The organism is Micromonospora sp. ALFpr18c, from assembly GCF_008868155.1.
Taxonomy (GTDB): Bacteria; Actinomycetota; Actinomycetes; order Mycobacteriales; family Micromonosporaceae; genus Micromonospora.
The window spans coordinates 1-2649 of sequence record NZ_WBKR01000352.1 but is presented as its reverse complement, the minus strand read 5'-3'; the positions used below and the strand labels follow the sequence as shown (position 1 = coordinate 2649).

The 2649-nt window shown below is 69.5% G+C and carries 3 protein-coding genes; all 3 read right to left on the bottom strand.

What is annotated here, in order from left to right:
• On the bottom strand, positions 1–1011 hold a 1011-nt coding region (locus F8271_RS30925), incomplete at its 3' end, for a hypothetical protein (protein WP_151493324.1).
• Positions 1011–1346 (bottom strand): helix-turn-helix transcriptional regulator, encoded by a 336-nt coding sequence (locus tag F8271_RS30920; protein ID WP_151493323.1) that lies wholly within the window; start codon positions 1344–1346, stop codon positions 1011–1013. The genes F8271_RS30920 and F8271_RS30925, both read right to left, overlap by 1 nt.
• Positions 1343–2464 (bottom strand): site-specific integrase, encoded by a 1122-nt coding sequence (locus F8271_RS30915; RefSeq protein ID WP_192580541.1) that lies wholly within the window; start codon positions 2462–2464, stop codon positions 1343–1345. The genes F8271_RS30920 and F8271_RS30915 overlap by 4 nt, the downstream gene beginning before the upstream one ends.
• Positions 2465–2649: the final 185 nt, after the last annotated feature.

The window sequence follows — 2649 nt, the reverse complement described above, 5'->3', positions numbered from 1 at the left end:
CAGTAGCGCGAGACGGCGGTGCTGGGTGATCGGGGTCTGCTGGCCAGGACGGTGCGGAGGTATTCGCAGCCTCGGCATGAGCCTGGCGCGGTTGGCCCAGGCCAGGAATGGTTTGAGGAGTTGGCGCTGGTGTGGGCGGTGGTCGACGAGCCAGCGGTCCAGGTCCGCCTGCCGCAACGTGGCGAGGGTCAGGTTCTGCTCACGGTTCCAGGTGAGGAAGTCGCCGGCGCGTAGGACCTGCTGACCGAGCTCGTTGCGGGTGTGGCGTCCGACGGGTCCGCGTTCGGCGCGGCGCCGCAACCAGGGCAGCGTGTGCCAGGTGGTGTATTGGCGCAGCAGTCGGCGTTGGTCTCCGTCGGTGACGGTGTCTAGGTGCTCGAGCAGCCATCTCTCGAACAGCATCACTTGCTTGTCGACGCGGGGCAGGATGCCGCAGGCCATGAGCAGTTCGCGCAGGTGGGCGGCGACGCGCCAAGGCTGCAGCCGATGGAATGCCTCGTGCGTCAGCTCGATGTCACCACGGCCGAGACCTTGCAGCAGGTCGGCGGCCCCGGCGGAGTGGCCATGCCGGGACGATACCCAAGCCAGACCGGAGAGTGGGTTTTCCATGCTGGTCAGCAGCTCGGCCAGCGCTGTCAGCTCGGGCCGGATCCGCCCGGCGCCGTCGTCGAGGAGTTCCGCGACGCGCCGGGCGAGGGTGCAACGGGTGCAGCGACGGCCGGCGTGCAGCTTGCTCTCCTGCCCGCACTGGGCGCAGGCGTAAGAGATGGAGAAGGTGGCGCAGCTGGTGCAGATTGGCGCCTGGTCTTCGGCGCGCAGTCCGGCCAGGACCCGGTCGAGGCCGCAGCTGGGGCAGCGGCCATGGGTGCGTAGTGCCCGGTCGTGGCAGGTGCGGCAGACGTGCCCGTCGGGCCAGCGAGCCGCGAAGTTGCCTCGCCGCCCGCAGCGGGCGCAGTCCCGGATGAACCAGCGTTCGTACTGCTCAGCGGTGGCGTAGGGACGGTCGTGCATCAGTCCGGTCGCACGCGGGCTCGTCGCGGCCGGACCGTGGCCAGATCTACCGGCGCCGGGACGTCGCCGGCGACGGCTTTGCGCGGGGCGACGTTGGCCGCTGAGGTGATGACCAGGTCGGCGGGGGTAACTTCCAGGATGTCGCATAGCGCCGCGAGGACAGGCAGCGACAGCCGCTCGGGTGTGCCGGTGACGAGGCGGTGGACCTGGGAGGCGGACAGGTCGATGCCGCGTTCGTGCAGCAGCGGGACCAGTTCCGTGGCGGTGAACAAGCCGCGGGCGGCCATCATCTCCCGCAGTCGCCACCGGTAGCTGACCTGGCGTTTCATGCTCATCGCGCTCTCCGGGCCGGTCGTAGTGCCGCGTCCATGGTTGCGTCGAGAGCCTGCCGCAGTGTGCGGGTGCGGAAGTCCGACGACACGCAGGTGTAGATCGCCGTGGTGGAGGCGTGTTCGTGGCCGACCTGCTGCTGCACGAACAGCGGATCCCAGCCGGCCTCGATCAGATGGGTGACGTAGGAGCGGCGCAGGGAGTGAAAGTCCAGGCCGGTGTCCAGGCCGAGGGCGTCGCGGTAGGCCGACAGGCGTGCGTTGATCTGCGCCAGCCCGACCCGCGGCGCCCGTTCCGAAGGCCAGAGCGCCGGGTTGCCGTCGACGGCCAGCAACGGCCGAATCTCCTCGACCCACTCGGCGAGGATCTCCGGCACCCACGCCCAGACCGTCAGCACGCTGCGCCGCTTCGGCGCCGAACCCTTCATCGCCTTGCCGTGACGCACGTAGAGAACGCCGTACCCGCCGAACTCGTCGGCGTGCGGGTTGCGGCCGAAGTCGGCCACGTCGAGCATCCGGGTCTCGTTGCGTCGCAGCCCGTACCCGTAGGCGACCTTGAACAGGGTGGCGTCGCGGAATGCCGGAAGCCAGCCCTTGCGCCCGGCTGCCCGGATGCGAATGACCTGGTCGTCGGCATAGTCCAGCAGGGCTTGCATCTCGTCGAGCGTGAACGCGCGCTTGGCCGGGTCGCCCTCGGCTGCGGCGACGTGGACTGCAGCGTTCCACTCGTGGACCACCTGCACCGGATGCGTACCGAACCGCTTCTCGCACTCGCCGACCCAGCCGTAGGCCGGGTCGGTCAGGTACGCGCAGAACAGCCGGACCGCCTCCTGGTAGCCGCGCAGCGTCGAGCGGCGCACCCGGCGCACGGCCCGCAGATCGGTGCACCACTCGTCGATCAGCTGCGGGGTCCACCGCCACGGCAGCGCCTGCGCGTGCTCAGCGAACGCCCGAACCGACCGCTGCCGGCTCTCCACAGTCCCGAACGACAGGTTCCGCGCGAGCTGCTGGTTCCGCCAACCGTCCAGCATCGCCGTGAAGACCTGCTCCTCCGGACGCAGCAGTCGGACGCCGTCGGCCAGTTGCAGGGCAGCCGACCCCGGGGCGGCGCGTTCCACGTCCACCGACAGTGACCTCCCACCACTCGCATTAGATGCGAGATCTTCGCATCTAATGCGACCCGCCTGTCAAACGCGCAGGTCAGGACGAGTGCATCTGCAACCCTCGCGGCAAGGAGAGCATTCACGAGGTCTACAGTCGGCGAAACCGCTACTCATGCGGCCAGCAGCGCAAACCTCGGCCGCAGGCC